The organism is Cupriavidus sp. 05T313 (assembly GCF_056396665.1).
In genome coordinates, this window is record NZ_JBFTLX010000177.1 from 1 (window position 1) to 24,583 (window position 24,583).

The following is a 24,583-nucleotide window of genomic DNA, read 5'->3' on the forward strand; positions in this document are numbered from 1 at the left end:
TAATAATGCCGCCGACTCAACCCACCGGAATGCCAACGTGAATTTCTTCGCCGACTACAACAACCTTGCCTTGATCGCCCTCGCCGTGGTGTCGGGCGGCCTGCTGGCCTGGCCCGCCATCACGCGCGGAACCGCCGGCAAGACCGTCAATCCGGCCGCCGCGACCCARCTGATCAACAAGCGCAATGCGGTGGTCGTGGATATCCGGGAAGCCACCGAATACGCCAAGGGCCACCTGCCGCAAGCCAAGAGCGCGCCACTCGCGGATCTTCCCAGCCGTGCCGCCGGCCTTGCAAAGGACAAATCCGTCCCAATCATCGTCGTGTGCCAGACCGGCCAGCGCTCGGGCAAGGGTCAAGCAGTCTTGAAGGAAGCCGGTTACAGTGAGATCTATTCGCTCGAAGGCGGCTTGGCCGCCTGGCAGCAAGCCGGCCTGCCCTTAGTCAAGTAAGGGGCGCCTGAAGCGGCTCCGGGGGCATGCCCCGTCGCCGCGCCAGCAGGGCGCCCGTCTTTGTCCGGTGTGGCGCAGTCCTGGCTTGCCGGCACCCGAGCTACGACCAGAGTCCCGTTTTTCAAGGAGAACCGCATGGCCCGCGTTGTGATGTACAGCACGGTAGTTTGTCCGTATTGCCAGATGGCCGAGCGCCTTCTGAAGGCCAAGGGCGTCGACGCGATCGAGAAGATCCTGATCGACCGCGAGCCCGGCAAGCGCGAGGAAATGATGACGCGCACAGGCCGCCGCACCGTGCCGCAGATCTACATCGACGAGACTCATGTGGGCGGCTTCGACGACCTCTCGGCGCTCGATCGCCAGGGCGGGCTGGTGCCCCTGCTGGCTGCCTGAAGGCCCCGCAGCCTCGGCGCGGGTGAATTCGTCACCCGCGTCATGTACCATATGCGTTTTCCAACCGGGTGCCGACCCGGGCCGTTGCCAGGGCCATTCCAGCCCGTGGCGCAGATGGTCCGTACGCCAGGTGCCCAACGCCTCTTTCCGGAAGCCTTTCATGAGCGACCAGCAAAACAATCAGCAGGAAGACCAGCCGTTCTTCAACATCCAGCGTGTGTACCTGAAGGACATGTCGCTCGAACAGCCGAATTCGCCCGGCATCTTCCTCGAGACCGAAGCACCGGCCGTGGAAGTGCAGGTGAACGTGGGTGCCTCGCAGCTGCAGGAAGGCATCTTCGAGGTGGTGGTGACCGGTACCGTGACCACCAAGGTGCAGGACAAGGTTGCCTTCCTGGTGGAAGCGCACCAGGCCGGCATCTTCGATATCCGCAACGTGCCGGTGGAGCAGCTCGACCCGCTGCTGGGCATCGCYTGCCCGACCATYCTSTACCCGTACCTGCGYGGCAAYRTSGCYGACGTGATCACSCGCGCCGGCTTCCAGGCSATYCACCTGTCGGAAATCAACTTCCAGGCRCTGTACGARCAACGCCTGCAGGCAGCCATGGAAGAAGCCGAAGCCGCACAGGGCGGCAGCAGCGGCATCGTGATGCCCGACGGCAGCCAGGCTCGCCACTGATCCTGCTGCAGTCAGTTGCAAAGACGGGGCCTCGGCCCCGTTTTGTCTTTCCGGCCCGCGTTACTTGATGAATGCGGCTTTGAGGCTGAACCAGCGAGGCGAACGCCATGAAAATCACTGTCTTCGGTGCAGGTGCCTGGGGCACCGCGCTCGCCAGCCATGCCGCCGCGGCCCACGATGTGGTGCTGTGGGGGCGTGACGTCACGCAGCTGGCGGGCATCGGCGCCGACCGCGTCAATGCCACTTACCTGCCCGGCGTACCGTTGTCCGGGCGGCTTGCGGTCGAGCCGGATTTCGAGCGCGCCGCGGCGCATGCCGATGTCGAACCCGACGGTCTCGTGATCGTGGCCACGCCCGTCTCGGGCCTGCGCGAAATGACGCGCAGGCTGGCCGCGCGCCAGACCGGGGCGTTGCGCATGCTTTGGCTGTGCAAGGGCTTCGAGGCCGGCACCAATGCACTGCCGCACCAGATGGTGCGCGAAGAACTCGATGCCGCCGGCCGTCTGCACGACACCAGCTACGGTGTGCTGACGGGCCCCAGCTTTGCCCGCGAGGTGGCGCTTGGCCTGCCGTGCGCGCTGACCGTGGCGGGCACGTCGCCCGCGCTCGCGGAACTGGCGCAGCATGCCTTCCATCACCATGCGATGCGCATCTACGGCAGCGACGACCTGGTCGGTGCCGAGGTAGGCGGCGCTGTCAAGAACGTGCTGGCGATCGCCACAGGCGCCAGCGACGGGCTGGGCCTGGGCCTGAACGCGCGCGCCGCGCTGGTGACGCGCGGCCTGGCCGAGATGACGCGGCTGGGCATGGCGCTGGGCGGCCGTGTTGAAACCTTTATGGGTCTGGCGGGCATGGGCGACCTGATCCTGACCGCCACGGGCGACCTCTCGCGCAACCGCAAGGTTGGCCAGCAACTGGCCGAGGGCAAGACGCTGGCGCAGATCCTGGCCGAACTGGGCCACGTAGCCGAAGGCGTGCGCTGCGCGCAGGCGGTGGCGGCGCTGGCAGCGGCAAAGGGCGTCGATATGCCGATCACGCGTGCGGTTTGCGCGGTGCTCTTCGAAGGGCTGCCCGCCGCCGACGCGGTGGCGCAACTACTGCAGCGCGACGCACGCGATGAGTGAGCGCATGCTGACCCGGCAACCATCGCGGACCTCCCGCGCCTGGCCGGTCGCTGCCATTTGCCAGGGACGCGAGTCCCTTCTTGATTGATTTCATTGAGTCCGGCGGCGATACGCTTGCGCATTTGCCACCGCCTTGCATCATGTCCCAAGACTTCATCGCGGCCCGCCGCCGCACCCTGATCGCCCTTRCCGCCGGCGCCATGTCCGGCATGGCAGGGACGGCAATGGCTTCGCCCGCGGCCTCCCAGCCCTGGCCAGCGCGCCCGATCCGCATGGTGGTGCCGTTCCCGGCCGGGTCCTCGCCCGACCTGATCGCGCGCCTGCTGACCGAGAAGCTGGCCGTCGCGCTCGGGCAGCCCGTGGTAGTGGAAAACCGCCCGGGCGCCGGCGGCAATATCGGCACCGGCATGGTGGCAAGGGCCGCGCCGGATGGCTACACCTTGCTGCTGACCATCAATGGCCCGCTAGTCACGGCGCCGACCCTGTCGCGCCATCTTGGCTACGACCCGGTGCGCCAGCTCGCGCCCGTGTCGCTGGTGGCAACTTCGCCCAATGTCCTGGTGGTGGATGCCCGCCTGCCGGTGCATGACGTACGCGAGTTCGTGGCGCTGGCACGGTCCCGTCCGGGCGTGCTGAACTACGGGTCGGTCGGCAACGGCAGCGCTTCCCACCTGGCGATGGAGCAGCTCAAGGCCGCGGCGGGGATCGACCTGCAGCACATTCCCTATCCGGGCTTCGCGCAGATCACCACCGCCATGGTCGGTGGCCAGGTGCAGGCTGGCTTCATGGTGCCGGCCATCGCCATGCCCCTGGTGACTGCCGGCAAGCTGCGCATCATCGCGGTCACCACCAGCGGGCGCACCGGCCTGTTGCCCGCGGTGCCAACCGTGGCGGAATCCGGCTATCCCGGCTTCGAGGCGATCTCGTGGCAAGCGGTGCTGGCGCCGGCGGGAACGCCCGCGCCGGTGATCGACCGGCTCTATCGCGAACTGGTGGCCATCATCGGCAGCGAGGATGTGCGCGCCAAGATGCGAGCCCAGTATTTCGTGCCGGCAGGGACGGCGCCACAATCGCTGCGCCAGACCATGGCGAGCGAAAAAGCGCGCTGGGACAAGGTGATTCGCGTCGCCGGCGTACAGCCGGAATAAAGCGCTTTCGTCAGCCCGGATCAGGCGCCGCCGGCAAAGCCGYTCTGGCGCCAGGCTTCGAACACGACGACCGCGACGGTATTGGAGAGGTTGAGGCTGCGGTTGTCCGGCCGCATCGGCAGGCGGATGCGCTGCGTGGCGGGAAACCACTCGCGCCGCTCCGGCGCCAGCCCGCGCGTTTCCGAGCCAAACACGAACCAGTCGCCAGGCTGGAAGCCGACCTGTCCAAACGGCGTCGAGCCGTGCGTGGTCAGCGCGAACATGCGGGTGGGGTCGGGCTGTTCGCTTTCCATCAGCGCATCCCAGTTCTCGTGCACGCGCATGCTGGCGTACTCGTGATAGTCCAGCCCGGCACGGCGCATGCGCGCATCCTCGAGCGGAAAGCCGAGCGGCTTGACGAGGTGCAGGCGCGCGCCGGTGTTGGCGCACAGGCGAATCACATTGCCGGTATTCGGGGGGATCTCGGGTTCGACCAGGACGACATTGAACATGGGAGTGGGCGGGCCGGAGGCGCCGCAGCCGTGAAACGCTGCGCAGCTTACCCTGCCGGGGGCCGCCTGTCACGCCGGGCAGTGGCGGGGAGGGTCAGCGCGTACTTCACTTGATGGCGGCGCCGGGCCTAGGGTGTGCGCAGCGCCACCAGCAGCGTCACACGCGTTGCGCCGTGAGCCTTCAGGACCCGCGCCGCTTCGCCCAGTGTGGCGCCGCTGGTCATCACATCGTCGACCAGGCCGACATGCAGGCCCGCGACATCGTGCCCGGGGCCGAGGCCGAAGGCGTCTTGCAGGTTGGCCTGCCGCGCGGGCAGGTCCAGCGTGGCCTGCGCCGGGGTATCGCGCAGGCGCGCCAGYAGCGTCGGCGCGGCGCGCACGCCGAGACGGCGTGCCAGTGGGCGTGCAATTTCCCAGGACTGGTTGAAGCCACGTTGCGCCAGCCGCCGCGGGGACAGCGGAATTGGCGCCAGCACATCGGGCAGAGTCAGTCCGCACGTGGCGGAAGCGGCCTGCCAGCGGCTTGCCAGTTCGCCCGCGAGCCAGTCCGCCAGCGGCAGCACGCCGCCGAATTTCAGAGCCAGCACCGTGCCGTCCTGCGGGCTGGCGTAGTCGCCGAGCGCGAGGGTGGCATCGAAGGGCGGCGGTTCATGGCGGCATTGGCTGCAGATCGGCGCATTGCCCGGCCCCGCGGCGCGCCCCAGGGGGCGGGCGCAGCAGCGGCAGCGCGGCAGCGGCGCCAGCAGCTCCTCCGCGCAGCCGGCGCAGACGGTTTCGTCCTGCACCGTGCCGCACAGCGCACAGGCCGCCGGCAGCAGCGCGCGCATCCAGCGCCGCGCATGCTGGCGCAGTGTGCTGTCGCCGGGGCATGCTGGCAGGTGCAAGGCGGGCGTGGGAGCCGGATGTGATGCCGGGCCGCCGCCGGCAGGCGCGGCGGCGGGCGCGTATACTTGCGGTCCGGTCGCGCTGTCCGCTGGCGCGCGCACCGTTTCCCGGACGGGCGCATCGCTGCGGCCGCCATCCCCATTCTCTTGCCGCCTGGTTTGACCGTGTCCCTGCATGACGCCGACTCCCCCGATGCCTATTTGCCGCCCACGCGGCTGACCCGCCTCGCCTTCGACCGGCGCAGCGCCGGTTTCGGCCAGCTCGATTTCCTGCTGGGCGAGATCGGCCAGCGCATGCAGGAGCGCATGCAGATGATCCGGCTGGCGCCGGCGCGCGCGCTCGACATTGGCTGYGGCCACGGCCGCGGCCTGGCCGCGCTGCGCGCCCAGTATCCGGATGCGCAGATCGCCGGCCTTGATATCTCCGGCGCCATGCTGCGCGAAGCGGCGCAGCGCGATCCCCAGCGCCAGTCCGGGTGGCTGGGGCGCCTGCTCGGCAAGCGCCCCACGTTCGACCTGGTGCAGGGCGATCTTGCCACATTGCCCTTCGCGCCGGCCAGTTTCGACCTGTTGTGGTCCAACCTCGCGCTGCACTGGCATCCCGAGCCGCATCGGGTCTTCCCGGAATGGCACCGGATCACCCGCGACGAAGGCCTTGTGCTGTTCTCGTTGTTCGGGCCCGATACGCTGGCGGAGTTGCGCGCCGCGTTCGCCGAAGTAGATGGCGACACGCATTCCCTGCGTTTCGTCGATATGCAYGATATYGGCGACATGCTGGTSCACAGCGGCTGGTCSACGCCCGTGATGGACATGGARACSCTGACCRTCACCTACGAGTCGCCGCGGACCCTGCTCCGTGAAGTGCAGGCCTTCGGCGGCCTGCGCCTGCCGCCGGTGGCCGGCAAGGGCGGGGGCTTGCGCGGGCGCGCCTGGCTCGACGCGCTGCTGGCCGCGTTCGAGCGGCGGCGCAATGCCGACGGCCTGATCCCGCTCACGTTCGAGATCGTCTACGGTCATGCCTGGAAGCTGGCGCCACGCGGCAAGCAGGCCGTCGACGAGCTGGGACACGCTGTCGTCCCGCTCGACAAGATCGGCCGCGCGCGGCAGCGCAAGTAACGTGGCCGACGCCCTTGCATGCATCGCTCGCGCAGTCAAGCAGGCTTTCGCACGCACCGCGCTGAAGCACAAAAACTTGTCGCGCGCTAGCCCGTTGGTCAAGTGGCGGCCTTGTCCGTGTAGGCGAAGCGCCCTATAATGCGCCAGTTTGTCGCAGTGGTCTCCCTGGCACTATTTGCCCGAAATCGCACCCCAATGGTGCGTCCCAGGCGCAATCGTCCAGGCGTGCATCCGGTCACAGCGGTTGGCGATGCAAGGTTGGCGATGCAAGACTTGGGTATCGCATTCCAGACGGCGCAAGACGAATCCGACGGCAGGTCCGGCGGATCCGGCGCGCCGGACAAAGACTGGCTGATGAAGCGGAATTGCTCGCTGTCTCCACGCCAGGTTGGCTGGTTTTACCTCTCGATCGTCAGCATTTCGCTTGCCATCGCCTTGTTTTTTGCGTGGCGAGGGTCGTGGCTCGTCCTTCCCTTTGCCGGGTTGGAGCTGCTTGGACTGGGCATTGCCCTGCTGGTGCATGGGCGGCACGCGTCGGATTACGAACGCGTCAGCCTGGCCGACGGCAGGCTGGTAGTGGTTTCGGTCAGTGCAGGGCAGCTGACACGGCATGAGTTCAACCCGCTGTGGGTGCGGGTCGAGCTGGATGAATCATTGCGAGCGCTGGTGTTGCTGCGCTCGGGCGGGAGCGCTGTGCGGGTGGGGTGTTTTCTGGACCCGTACAAGCGGCGAAAGTTCGCGCAGGAACTCGTATCGGCTTTGCGTTATCTCTGAGAGGCAGCGAGGGCCCCGCGAGTGACAGATTTGAATCTGTAAATTGGGTAGATAACAAATGAAAATGTGGAAGAAGGCATCCGCAGCGTGTCTGGTGGGCGCGTCCCTGCTCACTGGTCATGCAGCCCTGGCAGTGGAAGACATGCCAGGCGGCCCCGCAGTGCGTCAGCTCAATCTGACCGAGCCGGTCACCAAGATCGCCGAGCAGATTCACTGGCTGAACTGGATGATGCTGATCATGTGCACCGTGATCTTCATCGGCGTTTTCGCGGTGATGTTCTACTCCGTGTTCACGCACCGCAAGTCCAAGGGCGCGAAGTCGGCCTCCTTCCACGAAAGCATCACCGTCGAGGTGATCTGGACCATCATCCCGTTCCTGATCGTCATCGGCATGGCCCTGCCCGCCACCAAGACGGTCGTGGCGATGAAGGACACCACCAATGCCGACATCACCATCAAGGCCACTGGCTACCAGTGGAAGTGGGGCTACGACTACCTGAAGGGCGACGGCGAAGGCATCTCCTTCGTGTCCACCCTGACCACCCCGCGCGAACAGATCAACAACGAGGCCCCCAAGTCGAACACCTACCTGATGGAGGTGGACAACGAGATGGTGGTGCCCGTGAACAAGAAAGTCCGCATGGTGCTGACGGCCAATGACGTCATCCATGCCTGGATGATCCCGGCCTTCGGCGTCAAGCAGGATGCGATCCCCGGCTTCGTGCGCGACACCTGGTTCAAGGCCGAGAAGGTTGGCGTGTACCGTGGCCAGTGCGCCGAGCTGTGCGGCAAGGAACACGCCTTCATGCCCATCGTCGTGCGCGTGGTTTCGGACGCCGACTACGCCAAGTGGGTTGACGGCAAGAAGAAGGAACTCGCCGCCAAGGCCGACGACCCCAACAAGACCTGGACCCTGGAAGAACTCAAGGCCCGTGGCGAGAAGGTCTACACCGCCAACTGCGCGGTCTGCCACCAGCCGAACGGTAAGGGCGGCGGCGCGTTCCCGGCCCTGGACGGCTCCAAGGTCGTCAACGGTCCCGATGCTGGCCAGATGCACATCCTGCTGGAAGGCAAGGGTGCCATGCCGGTCTGGAAGCACCTCTCCGATACTGAACTCGCTGCCGTCATGACCTACACCCGCAACAGCTGGGGTAACAAGACTGGCGAAGTGATTCAACCGAGCGATTTCGTGAACGCCCGTGCCGGCAAGTTCCGCGAAGGCGGTGGCGCACCCGGCGCCAGCGGCGGCGACGCCGCACCGAAGACGGAAGACAAGCCCGCTGCCAAGCAGGCAAGCGCCGCGGGTGACCGCGCGGCAGGCTGAACAGGATTTCAGGAGTTTTCGCGATGAGTACTGCTACCCCGGACGCGCTCGCCCACCCGCACGACCACGCCCACGATGAGCACCACGATCATCCGCACGGCTGGCGCCGCTGGCTGTTCGCCACCAACCACAAGGACATCGGTACGCTGTACCTGCTGTTCTCGTTCACCATGCTGCTGTCTGGCGGCGCGCTGGCACTGCTGATCCGTCTCGAACTGTTCGAGCCGGGCCTGCAGTTCTTCCGCCCGGAACTGTTCAACCAGTTCACCACCATGCACGGCCTGATCATGGTGTTCGGCGCGATCATGCCGGCCTTCGTCGGCTTCGCCAACTGGATGATCCCGCTGCAGATCGGCGCATCCGACATGGCCTTCGCGCGGATGAACAACTTCAGCTTCTGGCTGATGCCCCCGGCGGCCCTGCTGCTGGTGCTGTCGTTCTTCGCACCGGGCGGCGCCACCGCCGCCGGCTGGACCCTGTACGCGCCGCTGTCGGTGCAGATGGGCCCCGGCATGGACATGGCGATTTTCGCCATGCACATCATGGGCGCCTCGTCGATCATGGGTTCGATCAACATCATCGTCACGGTGCTCAATATGCGCGCACCCGGCATGACGCTGATGAAGATGCCGATGTTCTGCTGGACCTGGCTGATCACCGCCTACCTGCTGATTGCCGTGATGCCGGTGCTGGCTGGCGCCATCACCATGGTGCTGACCGACCGTCACTTCGGCACGAGCTTTTTCTCGGCGGCAGGCGGCGGCGACCCGGTGATGTACCAGCACATCTTCTGGTTCTTCGGGCACCCCGAGGTCTACATCATGATCTTGCCGGCCTTCGGGATCGTCTCGCACGTCGTGCCGACCTTTGCCCGCAAGCGGCTGTTCGGCTATAGCTCGATGGTGTACGCGACCGCCTCGATCGCTATCCTGTCGTTCATCGTGTGGGCTCACCACATGTTCACGACCGGCATGCCCGTGACCGGCCAGCTGTTCTTCATGTACGCCACCATGCTGATCGCGGTGCCSACSGSCGTGAAGWTCTTCAACTGGATCGCTACCATGTGGCGCGGCTCGATGACCTTCGAGACCCCGATGCTGTTCGCGATCGGCTTCATCTTCGTGTTCACCATCGGTGGTTTCACGGGCCTGATGCCGGCGGTTGCCCCGATCGACATCCAGTTGCAGGACACCTACTTCATCGTGGCGCACTTCCACTACGTGCTGGTGGCGGGCTCGCTGTTCGCGATGTTCTCGGGCTTCTACTACTGGGGTCCGAAGTGGAGCGGTTTCATGTACAACGAAACCCGCGGCCAGATCCACTTCTGGGGCTCGATGATCTTCTTCAACATCACCTTCTTCCCGATGCACTTCCTCGGGCTGGCCGGCATGCCGCGCCGCTATGCCGACTACCCGACGCAGTTCGCGGATTTCAACGCGATTGCTTCGATCGGTGCCCTGGGCTTCGGCCTGATGCAGGTGTATTTCTTCTTCTTCGTCGTGCTGCCGTCCTACCGTGGCGGCAAGGCAGCCGGAGACAAGCCTTGGGATGGCGCCGAGGGCCTGGAATGGACCGTGCCGTCGCCGGCCCCGTTCCACACCTTTGAAGTTCCTCCGCAGGTCAAGTAAGCAACGATGCGCGGAAGGATGGGCACGGCCCGTCCTTCCGCGTCACGCAGGCAAGGTGTTATGCAGGATCCAAACAAAAGTCCATCGGCAGCATGGAAGTGCACCCGGGCGAAATGACCACCATCGTCTACGAAGTGGCGAACGGGCAGACGCGCGACATCTCGGCGCAAGCCATCCCGAGCTACCTGCCCAAGCTGGCCACGCAGTATTTCAAGAAGATCGAGTGCTTCTGCTTCAAGGAACAGACGCTGAAGGCGAAGGWAGCACGCGAGATGCCGGTGGTGTTCGTGATCGATCCGGACCTGCCGAAAGACGTGAAGAACATTACGCTGTCCTACACCTTCTTCGAGATCGGTACGCCGGTGGCCCAGGCGCCGCAGGGCCCGCTTGAGGCGCAGCCGGCCGGAGCAGGCAAGGGCATTTGAGTAGCAGGTGAAGTGGTTGTAAGGGGTAGCCGTGGATGAGATGAAGGACGCGGTCAAGCGCAAGCTGTCTTTTGCGCAGACCCTGCGCGCGGTGTTCTGGTCGTTTATCGGCCTGCGCAAGGGTAGCGAGCATGAACGCGACATGGCACAGCTCAATCCGGTCCATGTGATCATCGCCGGCCTGATCGGGGTAGCCATCCTGATCGCCGTGCTGATCACCGTCGTGCGTGTGGTGGTGGGGTAGACAGACTGTCGCGCGCGGGAACGGGCAGGGAGAAGTAAAAGCAGGCAAAAGCATGCCGCCGGCCAGCAGTCGGGGCCGGATGTGCGGATAACGATTACTGAATCAAAGACTCTGAGCTGGAGATAAAAGAATGAGTGCGAATCGCGCAAACGCTCCGTACTACTTCGTACCGGGCCCCTCGCGCCATCCGATCACGGCAAGCTTTGGCTTGTTGCTGACGGCTGGGGGTGCTGCTGGTTGGGTAAACGGGCAGAGCTGGGGGCCGTATGTCTGCATCCTGGGCCTGGTGTGGTTCCTGTTCGTGCTCAAGAGCTGGTTCAGCGAGGCGATCAGCGAGTCCGAAACCGGCAAGTATGGCAAGAACATCGACCTGTCATTCCGCTGGTCGATGGGCTGGTTCATCTTCTCCGAAGTGATGTTCTTCGCAGCGTTCTTCGGCGCGCTGTTCTATGCCCGCAACATCGCCATGCCGTGGCTGGGCGACCTGAACAACAAGATCCTGTGGCCCGACTTTTCAGCCGTATGGCCTAACTTCGGCCCGGCCGGGGTCGTCGAGTCCTTCCAGACCATGGGCCCGTGGCCGATCCCGACGATCAACACGGCGCTGCTGCTGATGTCCGGCGTGACGCTGACCTGGGCGCACCATGCGCTGCTGGCCAACAAGCGCAGCCAGCTGATCCAGGGCCTGGTGCTCACCATCCTGCTGGGCGCGGTCTTCATGTGCTTCCAGGTGTACGAGTACCACCATGCGTACACGGAACTGAACCTCAAGCTGACCTCGGGCATCTATGGTTCCACGTTCTTCMTGCTGACCGGCTTCCACGGCTTCCACGTGACCATGGGCGCGATCATGCTGACGGTGGTGCTGGTGCGCGTGCTGAAGGGGCATTTCACCCCCGATCATCACTTCGCCTTCGAAGGCGCGGCCTGGTRCTGGCACTTCGTCGACGTGGTGTGGCTGTTCCTMTACATCGTGGTGTACTGGCTGTAAGGCACCCGACTGCAGTGCCCGCCGGCGATGCTGGCGGAATCGCCGGGAGAGATCTCCTCCCGGCGAAGAACAACAAAAAACAAGCGCCGCAGGAGTTTAGCCACTGCGGCGCTTGTTTTTTGCAGTTCGAACGCGTGTGGCCAGTCGCGTCGGCCGGCGCGCCAGGCTCAAGGCCCCATGCGAATACCCGTGCTTTGTATCCAGCCCATCCAGTGAGAGAACAGGATGAAGACGAACAGCGCCACGGAAAAGCCGACCCGGAACATCAGAGAGCGCATCATGTTCGGCGTCTTGCCGCGGTCGCGCATCATGAAGAATAGCGCCGAGGCCAGGCTGCCGATGATGAGGATGAACGCGATGATGATGACAATGCGCATGGAGGGCCCGCAAGTGCGGGGTCGGCTAGAGGTAATGTGCCATTATCGCATCGCCGCTCTCGAGGAAGCACTCGGGAGCTGCCCGTGAAGCTTTGGCGCGCGCTGAGCCCGGTTCCCACCATCGCCGCGCTGGTGGTCATTGCCGTCACTTGCGCGCTCGGCAACTGGCAGCTTGACCGTGCCCATGAAAAGCTGGCGCGTGCCGCGCGGCTGGAGGCGCTGGCTGCGCAGCGGCCCCTGGCGGTGGGCAGTGCCCTGGTCGAAGGGCAGGTAGCGGAGCGCCGGGTGCGCGTGCGCGGCCGCTTCGATGCGGCGCATACCGTTTTGCTGGACAATCGCCCACATGGCAACGGCACCGACAGCCGTGCCGGATTCATGGTGCTGACGCCGCTGCGCGTCGTGGCGAACGATCCCGGCGCGCCAGCGGTGCTGGTGCTGCGTGGCTGGCTGCCGCGCGACGCGCAGGACCGTACGCGCATCGCGCCATTCCCGACCGCCGAGGGCGATGTGGAGCTCGATGGCACCGCGCTGGCCGCGGTTCCCAAGGTCTTCAGCCTTGGCCAGGGCGCCAACGCGGAGGCCGGGCAGAAGATCCGACAGAATGTGGATCTTGCTGCATTCGCGAAAGAGCTTGGCGTGCCGCTGCAGCCCTTCGTGCTGGAGCAGCGCACCGATAGCGGCGACGGGCTGGCGCGCGACTGGGCGCCGGCGGATACCGGCGCCGATCGCCATTATGGCTACGCCTTCCAGTGGTTCGGCCTGGCCGCGCTGACGATGGTGCTGCTGGTGGCGTTGAGCTGGCGGCGCGCCGCCCGCATGGCGGCTTGAGAGACATGGTTACGACGGCAGCCGGCGCTTGCCCGCACGCGACAGGATTGCCGGCGCAACAACCAGCGAACCACAGCGGGACGGGGCGGTCAGATGACCGCAGCCGCCTCTAACGACAGACAGACGAAACACTATGCAACAGCCAGATCCCGCTTCCGCCCAGGCCGCCCGCGTCGCGCCGCAAGATTCGCGTATCGACGCCCGCACCCGCCGCGGGCGCATCCAGATGCTGTTGCTGCTGCTGGTGTGCGCTTCGCCTGTGATTGCCTCTTACCTCACTTATTACGTGTTCAAGCCGGCGGGCGGTGCCACCAACTATGGCACGTTGGTCGAGCCGCAGCGCCCGATGCCAGCGATGCAGATCGGCAACGAGCGGGCCGAGACCGTGCCGCTGGATAGCTTCAAGGGCAAGTGGCTGCTGGTCACGGCCGATGGCGCCGCCTGTGACGAGGCTTGTGCCAAGAAGCTGTTCACCATCCGCCAGATCCGTGCGGGGCAGGGACAGGACCGCGAGCGCATCGTGCCGGTATGGCTGATCAGCGACGATGGCCCGATCGATCCGCGCCTGTCGGCCGCCTACAACGAGCCCTATGCCGGTGTGCGCTTCCTGCGCGCCAATCGCGAAACCATGCAGAAATGGTTGCCGGCCGAGCAGGGTGGGCGGATCGAGGACACGCTATTCCTGGTCGATCCGCTGGGCAACCTGATGATGCACTTCCCCAGGGATCCGGACCCCAAGAAGATGAGTTCCGATCTGAAGAAGCTGCTCAAGTACTCTCGCATCGGGTGAGGCGCGCATGCTGCTCCAACTCGCCATCATCGGCGTCCTGATCGCGCTGTTCCCGCTCAGCTATGTGCTGGTCAAAGGGGATCGCAACAAGTACCRCAAGCTGGTGTGGATCACCGCCTTCCTGACGCTGGACCTGATCATGTTCGGCAGTTTCACGCGGCTGACGGATTCCGGYCTTGGCTGCCCGGACTGGCCGGGCTGCTACGGCCACTCCRATCCGCATGCCGCGCAGGAGCATATCCGTGCGGCCGAAACCGCCTTGCCCAGCGGGCCCGTGACCATCACCAAGGCGTGGATCGAGATGATCCACCGCTACTTCGCCATGGCGGTCGGCGTGCTGATCATCACGCTGATGGTGCTGGCCTGGGTCAAGCGGCGCGAACTCAGGCAGTCGCCCTGGTTCGCCACCGGCGTGCTGCTGCTGGTGTGCGTGCAGGGCGCGTTTGGCGCCTTTACGGTGACGCTCAAGCTTCAGCCCATCATCGTGGTCACGCACCTGATGTTGGGCATGGGCCTGCTCGCGGCATTGATCTGGCTGGGTTCGCGCAGCGACCCGCCGCTGGCGATCGCGCCGCAAGCGGGCGCGCTGCGCTGGCCGGCACGCATTGCGCTGGCCCTGCTGGTCATCCAGATCTTCCTGGGCGGCTGGGTGAGCACCAATTACGCGGTGCTGGCCTGCACCGACTTTCCGCTGTGTAACGGCCAGTTGGTGCCGGACATGGACTTCCGCCACGGCTTCACCCTGTGGCGCCAGCTCGGCATGACAGCCGACGGCGACTACATTCCACACTCGGCCCTGGTGGCGATCCACTGGGTGCATCGTGGTTTTGCCTTCGTCGTGCTGGCTTTCCTGGCCTGGTTCGGCCTGCGGGCGCGCCGCTTTGGCGGCCTCGCCCACAGCGCCGGCTGGCTGCTGGGCGTGCTCGCGCTGCAACTGGCTACCGGCCTTTCGAACATCGTGTTCGACTGGCCGCTGGGCGCCGCGGTGGCGCATAACGGCGGCGCGGCGCTCTTGCTGCTGCTATTGGTTCGTCTCAATTACAATATAGGGCTCGCGGCCCGGTCCGCGAACATTGCTACGGACGTGCCGGCTGCCGCGCGCGCCACATGAAAGACAAGAACTCGCCAGTGGTTACTGCTACCCACACACATCCCCTCGGACGGGTTCGCCACCTGGTCCGCCAATACGCCGCCCTTACCAAGCCCCGTGTGACGCAGCTTGCCGTCTTCTGCGCCATCATAGGCATGTTCCTGGCCACGCCGGGCATGGTGCCCTGGCCGGTGCTGATCGGGGGCGCCGCCGGTATCTGGCTGCTGGCGGGTGCCGCTTTCGCCATCAACTGCCTGGTGGAGCAAAAGGTCGACGCGCTGATGCGCCGCACCGCATGGCGCCCCTCCGCCACCGGCGAGATCACAACTATCCAGACCCTGGTGTTCTCGGCGGTGCTGGGCGGCGCGGGGATGTGGCTGCTGCACGTTTATACCAACGACCTGACCATGTGGCTGACGGTTGCCACCTTCGTCGGCTATGCCGTGGTGTACACGATCCTGCTCAAGCCGGCCACGCCGCAGAATATCGTGATCGGCGGCCTGTCCGGCGCCATGCCGCCGGCGCTTGGCTGGGCGGCTGTCGCTGGCGAACTGCCGGCCGAAGCCTGGTTCCTGGTGCTGATCATCTTCACGTGGACCCCGCCGCACTTCTGGGCCCTGGCCCTGTATCGCCGCGCCGACTACGCCAAGTCCGGCTTGCCGATGCTGCCGGTGACGCACGGCGAGCGCTTCACGCTGCTGCACATCCTGCTGTACACGCTGATCATGATTGCGGCCACGCTGCTGCCATTCGTGTACGGGATGTGCGGTTACATTTACCTGGCGGCGGCGCTGATCCTGGGGGGCGGTTTCCTCGCATACTCCTGGAAGATGTACCGCAACTATTCCGACGCACTGGCGCAGCGGACTTTCCGTTTCTCGATCCTTTACCTCTCGCTGCTGTTCGCCGCGCTGCTGGTCGATCACTACTTCAAGTTCCTGCCGCAAGGCTGAGCGGCCGGACGGCGGCTTGCGACATCTTGTCGCGGCCTGAGCGCGCGGCGGCCCCAATCGGCGATACTGCTTCACATCTGTTAATGTGACCTTGCCGCGCCCGGCCGATTGCCGGGCGGTCCTGGCTCGCCAAACCACCCGAACCCGCATGCCGAACCGCTTCCCTCCGGGCTTCCTGCCCACTTTCGCCACCTTCCGCCGGTTGTGCCTGCTGGCGTTGTGCTCGCTGCTGCTTGCTGCATGCGGCCAGCAGCGCGCGTCATTCAAGAACGTCGATATCACCGGCGGCAGTGAATTCGGCAAGGACTTCGTCCTCACCGATCACAACGGCAAGGTGCGCTCGATCGCGGACTTCAAGGGCAAGGCGGTGGTGATGTTTTTCGGCTATACGCATTGTCCCGACGTGTGCCCGACCACCATGGCGGAGTTGAAGGCGGTCATGGAGCAACTGGGGCCGGATGCCGACAAGGTGCAGGTGCTCTTTGTCACGGTCGATCCCGAACGCGATACGCAGGCGCTGCTGGCGCAATACGTGCCGGCCTTCGATCCGCGCTTCCTGGGTATGCGCCCGGCCGACGACGCCGCGCTGCAGAAGGTCGCCAAGGACTTCAAGGTGTTCTACGCCAAGGTGCCAGGCACATCGCCGTCCAACTACACCATGGACCACTCGGCGGGCAGCTATGTGTTCGACCCCAGCGGGAAGCTGCGGCTGTTCATTCGCCATGGCCAGGGACCGGAGCCAATTGCGCACGACATCAAGCAACTGCTTGCTTCCTGAGGGGCGTGGCCGGTGTAACCGGTAGACAAAATGAAACAGGGCCGGTCGCGAGACCGGCCCTGTTGCTTTCGGGAAAAGGGCGGGGGTGAAATGCCCGCCGCCGCCCGGCGTGCCTCAGGCAAATGCCTGCAGCGCTCCCTTCATCTTCTTCATCGCCGCGGTTTCGATCTGACGGATACGTTCGGCCGAGACGCCGAATTCGTCAGCCAGTTCGTGCAGCGTGGAACCGCCGGACCCGTCGTCGTTGACCTGCAGCCAGCGCGCTTCGATGATGCGGCGGCTGCGGTCGTCGAGCTTGGACAGCGCTTCCTCCAGGCCTTGCACCTGCATGCGGTCGTGGCGCTGGGCCTCGATCACGCGGGTGGGTTCGTTGTGGTTGTCGGCCAGGTAGGCGATGGGAGCGAATTCCTCTTCGCCGTCGTCGATCTGGCCTTCCAGCGCCAGGTCACCACCAGACAGGCGGGTTTCCATCTCCATCACTTCTTCCGGCTTGACGTTCAGCTCGCGCGCAACCGCGTCGATCTGTTCCGGGGTGAAGGTATGGGCACCCTGCTTGTGGCTGCGCAAGTTGAAGAACAGCTTGCGCTGGGCCTTGGTGGTMGCCACCTTGACCATGCGCCAGTTCTTCAGCACGTATTCGTGGATCTCGGCCTTGATCCAATGCATCGCATACGACACCAGGCGCACGCCCTGGTCCGGGTCGAAGCGCTTCACGGCCTTCATCAAGCCGATATTGCCTTCCTGGATCAGGTCCGCATGGGGCAGGCCGTAGCCGAGGTACTGGCGGGCGATGGACACCACCAGGCGCAGGTGCGACAGCACCATGCGGCGCGCAGCGTCAACGGAGTCATGCTCGCGCAGCTCGCGCGCGAGCCGCTGCTCTTCCTCGGGGGTGAGCAGGGGAATACGGTGGACAGCCTGGATATAGCTGTCCAGATTTCCCAGCGTTCCGGGAAGCGTCAGCGCAAACGTGCCAGTACCTTGGGGCACCGTGGGCAGACGGTTGGTCATTTGGGTTTGGTCAGCAGATAGGACCGCGTTCACTCGATTGCTCCTTTTGCATCCGGCGGGTGGGTTGCCCGCGTACGCCAACCCATGGGGGCTACGCACTGCATTGCAACACATATTAGCACTCAAGCCGAGTGGACTGCTAAGTTGGAGTAGTTATAGGGTTGATAGTTCCGGATAATCGAAATCTGTTTTTACATAGCGTTTCCTGCGAGGAGCTTTGCGTGATGTGGCGTGGCCACTATCTCATGCGAGCCCTCGAACGATCCGACATGGATTAGAGGGACCACGCGCCCTTCGGTTCTATCGCCAAATGAGATGCAGTGTTTCTACAGCGGCTACACTCTTTTCATTTGCGCAATCCGCAAGCATCGACCGAACCGGGGAGAATTCATGTCTGCTATCGAACACTTGCTCAAGCCGCACACGCGTGACCTTGGCGACTTTGCCGTCAGCCGGCTGCTACCCGCGGCGGCAACGCAGACCGTCGGGCCGTTTATTTTCTTCGACCATATGGGACCCGTGGCGATGCCTCCGGGGGAAGGTGCGGACGTGCGTCCGCATCCACATATTGGGCTGGCGACCGTCACTTACCTGTTCGAAGGCGAGATCCTTCACCACGACAGCCTTGGCAGCAAGCAGGTGATCAGGCCGGGCGACGTGAACTGGATGACGGCGGGAAAGGGCATCGCGCACTCGGAACGCTCGCCGCAGGCCGCCCGCGATGCCGGGCCGCGCTTGCATGGCATACAGACCTGGGTGGCGTTGCCAAAGGAGTTCGAAAACGTCGAACCGTCCTTCCATCATCACCCCGCTGCAACGCTGCCCAAGCTGGAGCGCCCCGGGGTACGGATGACGGTGATCGCCGGAGATGCCTTTGGCGCGGAGGCTCCCGTGAAGGTGTTCAGCCGCACGCTCTATGTGGCCATCGAACTGGATGCGGGTGCCAGCCTGGAGATTCCGCCGGAGCATGCCGAACGTGGCATCTATCCGGTGGACGGCAGCGTTGCGCTGGATGGCGAAATATTGCCGGAACGCCATTTGGCGGTGTTGGTGCCTGGCGTGCCAGTGACGCTGACCGCGCAGGCGCCTTCGCGCGTGATGCTGCTAGGCGGCGATCCGACGGACGGGCACCGCTTTATCTTCTGGAATTTCGTCGCCAGCAGCAAGGAAGCGATCGAGGCGGCCTCCCAGCGCTGGGAGGATGACCAGTTCCCGCGCGTGCCCGGCGAGGACGATCGCATCCCGCTGCCGCAGCGCAAGCGCTGAAAGCGCCCGGGCCTGCCTCAGACCGGGCTGGCCCAGGTCACGCGCGTTCCCTGTTGCAGGCAGTCGCGGATTGCCTCGATCTGCGTAGCGATCGGAGCCGGGACGGGTGCCTTGCCGTCCAGCACGAGGCGGATCCAGGCCGCAGTCTGGTCCACGTCGCTGCCGGGTGGCAATTCCGGCACTTCGGTGATGGAGCCCGCGGTGGGATCGACCAGTGTGCGCTGATGTCCGTCGTGTAGCCAGTCGATGCGGCTGCCGCGCCGCGCATCGGCCACCACTTCGCCTTCGGTGCCGCGCGCCAGCAGCACATTGGCCGGCTCACGGGAGAAGTAGTCAGTCAGCGTTTCCCGGTACTCGGGATGGGTGTAGCTGTACAGGCGCAGCGCTTCCGCCGGGGAGTGGGTGCCGACCGGCTGGAGCATCTTGACCACCGTGTGCGCGGAGTTGCGCAAGCCGATCTGCATGCGCCTGTCGAGCATGGCGGCCAGCGCCGGCGACAGCACGTCGATCGGCAGCACCGCCAGCGGGCCCGGCTGGCTGTCCTTGCTGCGAAGCTGGGCTTCGGCCTGCGCCACGGAACTGCACGGGGCGATGCCCAGCGCCTCGAATAGCGAGAGGCTGGTCACGCGCCCGTTGAACTGGCGGCTGCCGTGCACCAGCACGGGAATGCCCTCGCGCGCCAGCAGCAGGGCCAGCAGCGGTACCAGGTTGGGCTGCTTGCGCGCGCCGTTGTAGCTTGGGATGGTCACAACAATGCGGTCCGGCGGCGCCGCCAGCGGCAGGCAGTGCGCGTGCGCGGCATCGAGCATGCCGGCCAACTCGTGCGGGGCTTCGCCCTTGATGCGATAGGCCATCAGCACCGCGCCCAGCTCGATATCGGCCACGCGGCCGGCCAGCATGGCATCGAACAAGGCCTGCGCGTCCTCGCGCGGCAGCGCGCGGGCGCCGTTGACGCCCCGGCCGATTTCCTTGATGTACTTCGCCGCGGCGAAAGTCGGGGCGGAGGGCGTGGCAGGCGTGGTGGTCATGGCGGGCTGGGGCGATGTGGTTTGAGGTTCATGATAGCGGAGCGGACGGGCCGTGCCCATCGCATTGGCCAATGCCGGCCTGCCATGCCGCCGCGCCCGCTTGCCGGCGTCCGCTCAGGCGGCTTCCTTCAGCGCCGGATTGCGCTGCTTGCGATACAGGAAGTCCAGCACCGCGGTCCGGCACGCGTGATAGTTCTTGTCGTCGGCCAGCGCCATGCGCTCGCGCGGCCGTGGCAGGTCCACCTTCAGCACTTCGCCGATCGTGGCGGCCGGGCCGTTGGTCATCATGACGATGCGGTCGGCCAGCATCACCGCTTCGTCCACATCATGGGTCACCATCACCACCGTGCTGCGGGTCTTGGCCACGATCTTGATCAGTTCGTCCTGCAAGTGCGCGCGGGTGAGCGCATCCAGCGCGCCGAAGGGCTCGTCCATCAGCAGCATCTTGGGCTCCATCGCGAGCGCCCGCGCGATGCCCACGCGCTGCTTCATGCCGCCCGAGATTTCCTGCGGATACTTGGATTCGGCATGGGTGAGCCCGACCATGGCCAGCGTGTCGTGGGTGCGCGCCTTCAGTTGCGCCTTGGTTTCGCTGCCGCCGAACACGCGTTCCACGCCAAGGTAGACGTTTTCGAAGCAGGTCAGCCAGGGCAGCAGCGAGTGGTTCTGGAACACCACCGCCCGATCCGGGCCGGGCCCGGCGATCTCGCGCTCGGCGCAGATCAGTGCGCCGGCGCTGGGACGGTCCAGTCCGGCCAGCAGGTTGAGCAAGGTGGACTTGCCGCAGCCGGAGTGGCCGATCAGCGTGATGAACTCGCCGCTGGCGATGGACAGGTTGACATCGCGCAGGGCGACGAACGGCCCCTTCTTGGTCTTGAAGGTCTGCCCGACGTTTTCGATACGGACGAACTTTTCCATGAGGTTCTCCTTGGCGCTGCGCGCGGTAGCCGTCTTAGTTGCCGTAGCTGAAACGCTTCGCCAGGCTCAGCAATGCGTATTCGAGCAGCAGCCCGACCACGCCGATGATGAAGATCGCGATGACGATGTGCTCCACCTTCAGGTTGTTCCACTCGTCCCACAGCCAGAAGCCGATGCCGGTGCCACCGGTCAGCATCTCCGCGGCCACGATCACCAGCCAGGCCGTGCCGATCGACAGCCGCACGCCGGTCAGCATGTAAGGCAGGACGGCCGGCAGCAGCACGCGTGTGAACACCTTCCACTCCGACAGGTCGAGCACGCGCGCGACATTCAGGTAATCCTGCGGCACGCGCGTCACGCCCACCGCGGTGTTGATCACCATCGGCCAGATCGAGCAGATGAAGATGGCCCATATCGCCGCCGGGTTGGCAGACTTGAACAGCAGCAGCCCGATCGGCAGCCATGCCAGCGGCGAGACCGGGCGCAGCAGGCTGATGATGGGCGCCATCATGGCGTTGAGAAAAGCGAAGCGGCCCAGCGCGAAGCCGGCCGGGATGCCGATCAGCGCCGCCAGCCCGAAGCCTGCCGCGACCCGTGCCAGCGACGCCAGCACGTTCCAGCCGATGCCCTGGTCATTGGGGCCGTTGCGGTAGAAGGGGTCGGCAAACAAGGGCACGGCGGCATGCCAGGTAGCGGCCGGCGTGGGGATGGCGGGGATCATCGTGGCGATACCGTGCCAGACCAGCAGGAACAGCGCAAAGCCGGCAACAGGCGGCATCAGCTTCAGCACGATGGCCGCGAAGGCATCGCGCCGTGCCGCACTGCGCAGAGCGCGTTCATGAGCCCGCTGGTCGCCAGGCGCGGCGAGATCGGCGGGGCTGCCGCTGTCTGCGGGCGCGGCTTGGGTGCCGGCATGGGCGGCCGGCTGGGCAAGTGCATTCACGTCAGGCTCCTTCAGGGGCCGGCGTGTCGCCACGCCGGCGTTCAAGCGGCAATCAAATCGAAATCACTCGGCAGGCGAACGGTGCGGCCGGCGCGATATCAGGCGAAATCGCGCAGGGCTCAGGCCTTGATCTTGAAGCCGTCGGCGTAGGCCTTCGGATCCTTGCTGGCATCCCACACCACGCCGTCCAGCAGCTTCGCGGTACGGAAGTCGCTCTTGGGTACTGGCACCTGCGCGGCCGCGGCACCTTGCTTGTAGACGTCGATGCGGTTGACCTTCTTCGCCACCGCCAGGTAGTCSGGGTGSTCCTTGAGCARGCCCCAGCGCTTGTGCTGCGTGAGGAACCACATGCCGTCGGASAGGAASGGRTAGTTGGTGCTGCCGTCCTGGTAGAACTTCATCGAGTCGGGATCGTCCCAGGTCTTGCCCAGGCCATTGCTGTAGCGGCCAAGCATGCGGTCCAGGATGATGTCCATATCCGTGTTGACATAGGACTTGGCGGCAATCGTTTCCGCGGTCTTGCGGCGGTTGGAGGCCGAGGCATCGATGTACTTCGATGCCTCCAGCACGGCGGCAACCATGGCGCGGGCCGTATTGGGGTACTTCTGCACGAACTCGGCGGTGGTGCCCAGGGTCTTTTCGGGGTGATCCTTCCAGATCGCCTGCGTGGTCTCGGCGGTAAAGCCGATCTTGTCGGCGATTGCGCGCGCGCCCCAGGGCTCGCCCACGCAGAATCCGTCCATGTTACCCACGCGCATATTGGCCACCATCTGYGGCGGCGGCACGGTGATGGCCTTGGCGTCCTGCATCGGGTTGATGCCGTTGGCGGCCAGCCAGTAGTACAGCCACATCGCGTGGGTGCCAGTGGGGAAGGTCTGGGCGAAGGTGTAATCGCGCTTTTCCCTGGCCATCAGCGCTTTCAGGCTGGCACCGTCCTTGACGCCTTTTTCCGCCAGTTTGGACGACAGCGTGATGGCCTGGCCATTGTGGTTCAGGTTCATCAGCACGGCCATGTCTTTCTTGGGCCCGCCGATGCCGAGCTGCACGCCGTAGATCAGGCCGTACAGCACGTGTGCCGCATCGAGTTCGCCGTTGACCAGCTTGTCGCGCACGCCGGCCCAGGAGGCTTCCTTGGTGGGCGTGATCTTGATGCCGTATTTCTTGTCGAAGCCGAGCGTGCCGGCCATCACTACCGAAGCGCAGTCCGTCAGCGGGATAAAGCCGATCCGCACTTCCGGCTTTTCCGGCGCATCCGAGCCGGCTGCCCAGGCTCCGGCGCGCACGAGCGGGTCGACCAGCGTGATCACGCTGGCGCCGGCGATGGTGGCCAGGGCGCGGCGGCGGCCGCTGCTGGCGGGTACCGCATCGGCGCCGGCGGCGCTGGCGTCGGTGGCAACCGCGGCGTGCAGCGGCTTGGCAATCTTCAGGCGAGAGGGCATTCCACGGCTCCAAATGAAAAGCGTCCTGAACCGCGCCGCTTTCGCCAAGAATGCGGGGCAGTTCAGGACGCCGTTGTCCCGTGATGCGGCGCGGCCGTCGTTGGCGGCGCACATCGGTTTGTGATCGGCCGTCGTTGGCCGATGTCTGGATTACGCAAGCCGCGTGCCAAGCTTGTTATGCAGGGTGCAGTCAATATTCGCGCGAACGCGGTGACGCCCTGGCCCGAAGGGGCAGGGCGGCGGGCGGTACCGGTGCGCGGGCGGTAGGGCGGCAGCGCCATCCTTGTGCATTGCACCAAGCGCGTGCGGGGCGTCGCCCGCGCCTTAACTCATTACATCGATGACGCGCCGTGCCGCTTCGACGAGCTTGATGCCACGCTCCATGGCCATGCTGCGCAGCCGCTTATAAGCCTCTTCCTCGCTCATGCCGCGCTCTTTCATCAGCAGGCCCTTGGCGCGTTCGACTTCCTTGCGCTCGGCCAGCTGCAGGCGTGTGGCATCCAGCTCGGCGCGCAACTCCTGATCCAGTTCGAAGCGCGCATACGCCACGTCGAGCACGGTCTTCACGCGATCGGCGCGCAGCCCGTCGACGATGTAGGCGGTAATGCCTGCCGTCAGCGCGGCCTTGATGCGCTGGGCGTCGTCGTTGTCCGTAAAGAGCACGATGGGGCGCGGCGCGTGCTGGGTGGAGACGCATACGTGCTCGACTGTATCGCGCGCCGCCGATTCCGAGGCGATGATGATCAGGTCCGGCTGCCGCGCGGCGATCGCGTCGGGGAGCCGCAGGTCGGCGTCCACCGTCTCGATGTCGGTGAAGCCCGCCGACACCAGCCCGGCATGGATCGTCTCGACGTTGAGCGGGTCGGCGTCGTGGGGATCGCGCACCAGCAGGATGCGCAGCGTGCGCGAACCCGCGGCGGAGGCGGGCGCGGGACTCGTCGGACTGGGAGGGGCTGGGGGGCGTCGGTTCATGGCGTCACTTGGGATCTCTCGTGCCATGCAAGATTCGCGCCGAGATGCTTCTAATTGTATTGCGGGGTTTCCCGGATTCAATGGTTTGCCGGCATACGCGGCGGGAACCGCCGGTGTATGCTATTGCCCTGCTGCGCGGCGGGGCGTCTGCTGGCGACGCCGCATGCCGGTGCGTAGCCTAAAACACAGTGCACAAGTCTGGAGAGAAGGATGACCGAATTCGTATTTGCCCCGCCGGCGCCCAACGGCGTGCCCGTGCGCGGCAGCAGCGCTCAGTTCCCGGTGCGCCGGGTTTACTGCGTGGGCCGCAATTATGCCGCGCATGCGCGTGAAATGGGTTCGGATCCCGACCGCGAGCCGCCGTTCTTCTTCTGCAAGCCCGCCGACGCGGTGAGCTACGTGGCCGACGGCAGCGAAGGCACCTTCCCCTATCCGCAGGGCACCGGCAACTGCCACTATGAAGTGGAACTGGTCGTCGCCATCGGCAAGGGCGGCAAGGACATCGCCGAGGCGGACGC

General features: G+C 65.4%; 27 protein-coding genes and 1 pseudogene. 19 read left to right on the plus strand and 9 right to left on the minus strand.

Annotated elements, in window-relative coordinates; all coding sequences use genetic code 11:
* Window positions 1-37: 37 nt before the first annotated feature.
* The 5 genes from AC1DKD_RS29205 (at window position 38) to AC1DKD_RS29225 (ending at window position 3,795) form a co-directional block, all read left to right on the plus strand.
* Window positions 38-451, plus strand: a complete 414-nt coding sequence (locus AC1DKD_RS29205) for a rhodanese-like domain-containing protein (protein ID WP_441626963.1) — start codon at window positions 38-40, stop codon at window positions 449-451.
* Window positions 452-586: 135 nt separating this feature from the next.
* Window positions 587-844 (plus strand): glutaredoxin 3, encoded by a 258-nt coding sequence (gene grxC / locus AC1DKD_RS29210; protein WP_035861020.1) that lies wholly within the window; start codon window positions 587-589, stop codon window positions 842-844.
* Window positions 845-1,004: 160 nt separating this feature from the next.
* Complete coding sequence (secB, locus tag AC1DKD_RS29215) at window positions 1,005-1,523, plus strand: protein-export chaperone SecB (RefSeq protein WP_477144015.1); 519 nt, start codon at window positions 1,005-1,007, stop codon at window positions 1,521-1,523.
* Window positions 1,524-1,630: 107 nt separating this feature from the next.
* Window positions 1,631-2,647, plus strand: a complete 1,017-nt coding sequence (locus AC1DKD_RS29220; RefSeq protein ID WP_441626968.1) for an NAD(P)H-dependent glycerol-3-phosphate dehydrogenase — start codon at window positions 1,631-1,633, stop codon at window positions 2,645-2,647.
* A gap of 140 nt (window positions 2,648-2,787) precedes the next feature.
* Window positions 2,788-3,795, plus strand: a complete 1,008-nt coding sequence (locus AC1DKD_RS29225) for a Bug family tripartite tricarboxylate transporter substrate binding protein (protein WP_477144016.1) — start codon at window positions 2,788-2,790, stop codon at window positions 3,793-3,795.
* 20 nt (window positions 3,796-3,815) lie between these two features.
* Here the strand turns inward: AC1DKD_RS29225 and trmL are convergent, their stop codons facing one another.
* Both trmL and AC1DKD_RS29235 read right to left on the minus strand, forming a co-directional pair.
* Window positions 3,816-4,286, minus strand: coding sequence for a tRNA (uridine(34)/cytosine(34)/5-carboxymethylaminomethyluridine(34)-2'-O)-methyltransferase TrmL (trmL, locus tag AC1DKD_RS29230; protein ID WP_477144017.1), 471 nt, complete (start codon window positions 4,284-4,286; stop codon window positions 3,816-3,818).
* Window positions 4,287-4,414: 128 nt separating this feature from the next.
* Entirely contained in the window at window positions 4,415-5,347 is a 933-nt protein-coding gene (locus AC1DKD_RS29235; protein ID WP_477102595.1) for a double zinc ribbon domain-containing protein, read from the minus strand.
* On the opposite strand from AC1DKD_RS29235, the gene AC1DKD_RS29240 reads away from it, so the two are divergent.
* From AC1DKD_RS29240 to AC1DKD_RS29270, 7 genes and pseudogenes are all read left to right on the plus strand, one after another.
* Entirely contained in the window at window positions 5,336-6,286 is a 951-nt protein-coding gene (locus AC1DKD_RS29240) for a methyltransferase domain-containing protein (RefSeq protein WP_477144018.1), read from the plus strand. The genes AC1DKD_RS29235 and AC1DKD_RS29240 overlap by 12 nt on opposite strands.
* A 264-nt stretch (window positions 6,287-6,550) precedes the next feature.
* Entirely contained in the window at window positions 6,551-7,060 is a 510-nt protein-coding gene (locus tag AC1DKD_RS29245; protein WP_441627092.1) for a DUF2244 domain-containing protein, read from the plus strand.
* Between the two features lie 58 nt (window positions 7,061-7,118).
* Window positions 7,119-8,384 carry a cytochrome c oxidase subunit II gene (coxB, locus tag AC1DKD_RS29250; protein WP_441626976.1) on the plus strand — a complete coding sequence of 422 codons (1,266 nt, stop codon included), beginning with the start codon at window positions 7,119-7,121 and terminating at the stop codon, window positions 8,382-8,384.
* A gap of 23 nt (window positions 8,385-8,407) precedes the next feature.
* On the plus strand, window positions 8,408-10,012 hold the full coding sequence (gene ctaD / locus AC1DKD_RS29255) for a cytochrome c oxidase subunit I (RefSeq protein WP_477144019.1): 1,605 nt from the start codon (window positions 8,408-8,410) through the stop codon (window positions 10,010-10,012).
* A gap of 89 nt (window positions 10,013-10,101) precedes the next feature.
* Window positions 10,102-10,437, plus strand: a pseudogene (locus AC1DKD_RS29260) (cytochrome c oxidase assembly protein); the annotation flags it as partial.
* Window positions 10,438-10,468: 31 nt separating this feature from the next.
* The gene (locus AC1DKD_RS29265; RefSeq protein WP_035861042.1) at window positions 10,469-10,681 is read left to right on the plus strand and encodes a DUF2970 domain-containing protein; all 213 of its coding nucleotides are present in this window, start codon (window positions 10,469-10,471) and stop codon (window positions 10,679-10,681) included.
* Window positions 10,682-10,811: 130 nt separating this feature from the next.
* Window positions 10,812-11,672: a cytochrome c oxidase subunit 3 gene (locus AC1DKD_RS29270; protein ID WP_477144020.1), complete on the plus strand. Its 861-nt coding sequence runs from the start codon at window positions 10,812-10,814 to the stop codon at window positions 11,670-11,672.
* 167 nt (window positions 11,673-11,839) lie between these two features.
* Here AC1DKD_RS29270 and AC1DKD_RS29275 read toward each other — a convergent pair whose 3' ends face one another.
* Entirely contained in the window at window positions 11,840-12,049 is a 210-nt protein-coding gene (locus tag AC1DKD_RS29275; RefSeq protein WP_035861044.1) for a twin transmembrane helix small protein, read from the minus strand.
* 84 nt (window positions 12,050-12,133) lie between these two features.
* Here AC1DKD_RS29275 and AC1DKD_RS29280 point away from each other — a divergent pair, with 84 nt between their 5' ends.
* From AC1DKD_RS29280 to AC1DKD_RS29300, 5 genes are all read left to right on the plus strand, one after another.
* On the plus strand, window positions 12,134-12,877 hold the full coding sequence (locus AC1DKD_RS29280) for an SURF1 family protein (protein ID WP_477102596.1): 744 nt from the start codon (window positions 12,134-12,136) through the stop codon (window positions 12,875-12,877).
* A gap of 133 nt (window positions 12,878-13,010) precedes the next feature.
* Entirely contained in the window at window positions 13,011-13,667 is a 657-nt protein-coding gene (locus AC1DKD_RS29285) for an SCO family protein (protein ID WP_441626984.1), read from the plus strand.
* A gap of 7 nt (window positions 13,668-13,674) precedes the next feature.
* The gene (locus tag AC1DKD_RS29290) at window positions 13,675-14,778 is read left to right on the plus strand and encodes a COX15/CtaA family protein (RefSeq protein WP_477144021.1); all 1,104 of its coding nucleotides are present in this window, start codon (window positions 13,675-13,677) and stop codon (window positions 14,776-14,778) included.
* Window positions 14,775-15,710 carry a heme o synthase gene (locus AC1DKD_RS29295; RefSeq protein ID WP_035861055.1) on the plus strand — a complete coding sequence of 312 codons (936 nt, stop codon included), beginning with the start codon at window positions 14,775-14,777 and terminating at the stop codon, window positions 15,708-15,710. Before AC1DKD_RS29290 ends, AC1DKD_RS29295 begins: the two co-directional genes overlap by 4 nt.
* A 148-nt stretch (window positions 15,711-15,858) precedes the next feature.
* Window positions 15,859-16,488 (plus strand): SCO family protein, encoded by a 630-nt coding sequence (locus tag AC1DKD_RS29300; RefSeq protein ID WP_045241358.1) that lies wholly within the window; start codon window positions 15,859-15,861, stop codon window positions 16,486-16,488.
* A gap of 114 nt (window positions 16,489-16,602) precedes the next feature.
* On the opposite strand, the gene rpoH is transcribed toward AC1DKD_RS29300, so the two are convergent.
* Window positions 16,603-17,499: an RNA polymerase sigma factor RpoH gene (rpoH, locus tag AC1DKD_RS29305; RefSeq protein ID WP_045241357.1), complete on the minus strand. Its 897-nt coding sequence runs from the start codon at window positions 17,497-17,499 to the stop codon at window positions 16,603-16,605.
* A gap of 390 nt (window positions 17,500-17,889) precedes the next feature.
* Here rpoH and AC1DKD_RS29310 point away from each other — a divergent pair, with 390 nt between their 5' ends.
* Window positions 17,890-18,765: a pirin family protein gene (locus AC1DKD_RS29310; RefSeq protein WP_441626989.1), complete on the plus strand. Its 876-nt coding sequence runs from the start codon at window positions 17,890-17,892 to the stop codon at window positions 18,763-18,765.
* A gap of 17 nt (window positions 18,766-18,782) precedes the next feature.
* Here the strand turns inward: AC1DKD_RS29310 and ybiB are convergent, their stop codons facing one another.
* The 5 genes from ybiB to AC1DKD_RS29335 form a co-directional block, all read right to left on the minus strand.
* Complete coding sequence (ybiB, locus tag AC1DKD_RS29315) at window positions 18,783-19,793, minus strand: DNA-binding protein YbiB (protein ID WP_441626991.1); 1,011 nt, start codon at window positions 19,791-19,793, stop codon at window positions 18,783-18,785.
* A 114-nt stretch (window positions 19,794-19,907) separates the two neighbouring features.
* Window positions 19,908-20,711, minus strand: a complete 804-nt coding sequence (locus AC1DKD_RS29320; RefSeq protein WP_441626993.1) for an ABC transporter ATP-binding protein — start codon at window positions 20,709-20,711, stop codon at window positions 19,908-19,910.
* A 34-nt stretch (window positions 20,712-20,745) separates the two neighbouring features.
* On the minus strand, window positions 20,746-21,540 hold the full coding sequence (gene ntrB / locus AC1DKD_RS29325) for a nitrate ABC transporter permease (RefSeq protein ID WP_235184883.1): 795 nt from the start codon (window positions 21,538-21,540) through the stop codon (window positions 20,746-20,748).
* Window positions 21,541-21,773: 233 nt separating this feature from the next.
* Complete coding sequence (locus AC1DKD_RS29330) at window positions 21,774-23,093, minus strand: CmpA/NrtA family ABC transporter substrate-binding protein (RefSeq protein WP_477144022.1); 1,320 nt, start codon at window positions 23,091-23,093, stop codon at window positions 21,774-21,776.
* A gap of 324 nt (window positions 23,094-23,417) precedes the next feature.
* Complete coding sequence (locus AC1DKD_RS29335) at window positions 23,418-24,065, minus strand: ANTAR domain-containing response regulator (protein WP_045241354.1); 648 nt, start codon at window positions 24,063-24,065, stop codon at window positions 23,418-23,420.
* 210 nt (window positions 24,066-24,275) lie between these two features.
* Here AC1DKD_RS29335 and AC1DKD_RS29340 point away from each other — a divergent pair.
* Window positions 24,276-24,583 (plus strand): fumarylacetoacetate hydrolase family protein (locus tag AC1DKD_RS29340; RefSeq protein WP_477144023.1); only part of this gene is annotated, 308 nt, incomplete at its 3' end.

Bases quoted from the DNA above. Each gene is read 5' to 3' on its own strand.
- grxC (WP_035861020.1), top strand. From the start codon at position 587: ATGGCCCGCGTTGTGATGTACAGCACGGTAGTTTGTCCGTATTGCCAG.
- AC1DKD_RS29220 (WP_441626968.1), top strand. From the start codon at position 1,631: ATGAAAATCACTGTCTTCGGTGCAGGTGCCTGGGGCACCGCGCTCGCC.
- AC1DKD_RS29245 (WP_441627092.1), top strand. From the start codon at position 6,551: ATGCAAGACTTGGGTATCGCATTCCAGACGGCGCAAGACGAATCCGAC.
- coxB (WP_441626976.1), top strand. From the start codon at position 7,119: ATGAAAATGTGGAAGAAGGCATCCGCAGCGTGTCTGGTGGGCGCGTCC.
- AC1DKD_RS29275 (WP_035861044.1), bottom strand. From the start codon at position 12,049: ATGCGCATTGTCATCATCATCGCGTTCATCCTCATCATCGGCAGCCTG.
- AC1DKD_RS29285 (WP_441626984.1), top strand. From the start codon at position 13,011: ATGCAACAGCCAGATCCCGCTTCCGCCCAGGCCGCCCGCGTCGCGCCG.
- AC1DKD_RS29295 (WP_035861055.1), top strand. From the start codon at position 14,775: ATGAAAGACAAGAACTCGCCAGTGGTTACTGCTACCCACACACATCCC.
- AC1DKD_RS29300 (WP_045241358.1), top strand. From the start codon at position 15,859: ATGCCGAACCGCTTCCCTCCGGGCTTCCTGCCCACTTTCGCCACCTTC.
- AC1DKD_RS29310 (WP_441626989.1), top strand. From the start codon at position 17,890: ATGTCTGCTATCGAACACTTGCTCAAGCCGCACACGCGTGACCTTGGC.
- ybiB (WP_441626991.1), bottom strand. From the start codon at position 19,793: ATGACCACCACGCCTGCCACGCCCTCCGCCCCGACTTTCGCCGCGGCG.
- AC1DKD_RS29320 (WP_441626993.1), bottom strand. From the start codon at position 20,711: ATGGAAAAGTTCGTCCGTATCGAAAACGTCGGGCAGACCTTCAAGACC.
- AC1DKD_RS29335 (WP_045241354.1), bottom strand. From the start codon at position 24,065: ATGAACCGACGCCCCCCAGCCCCTCCCAGTCCGACGAGTCCCGCGCCC.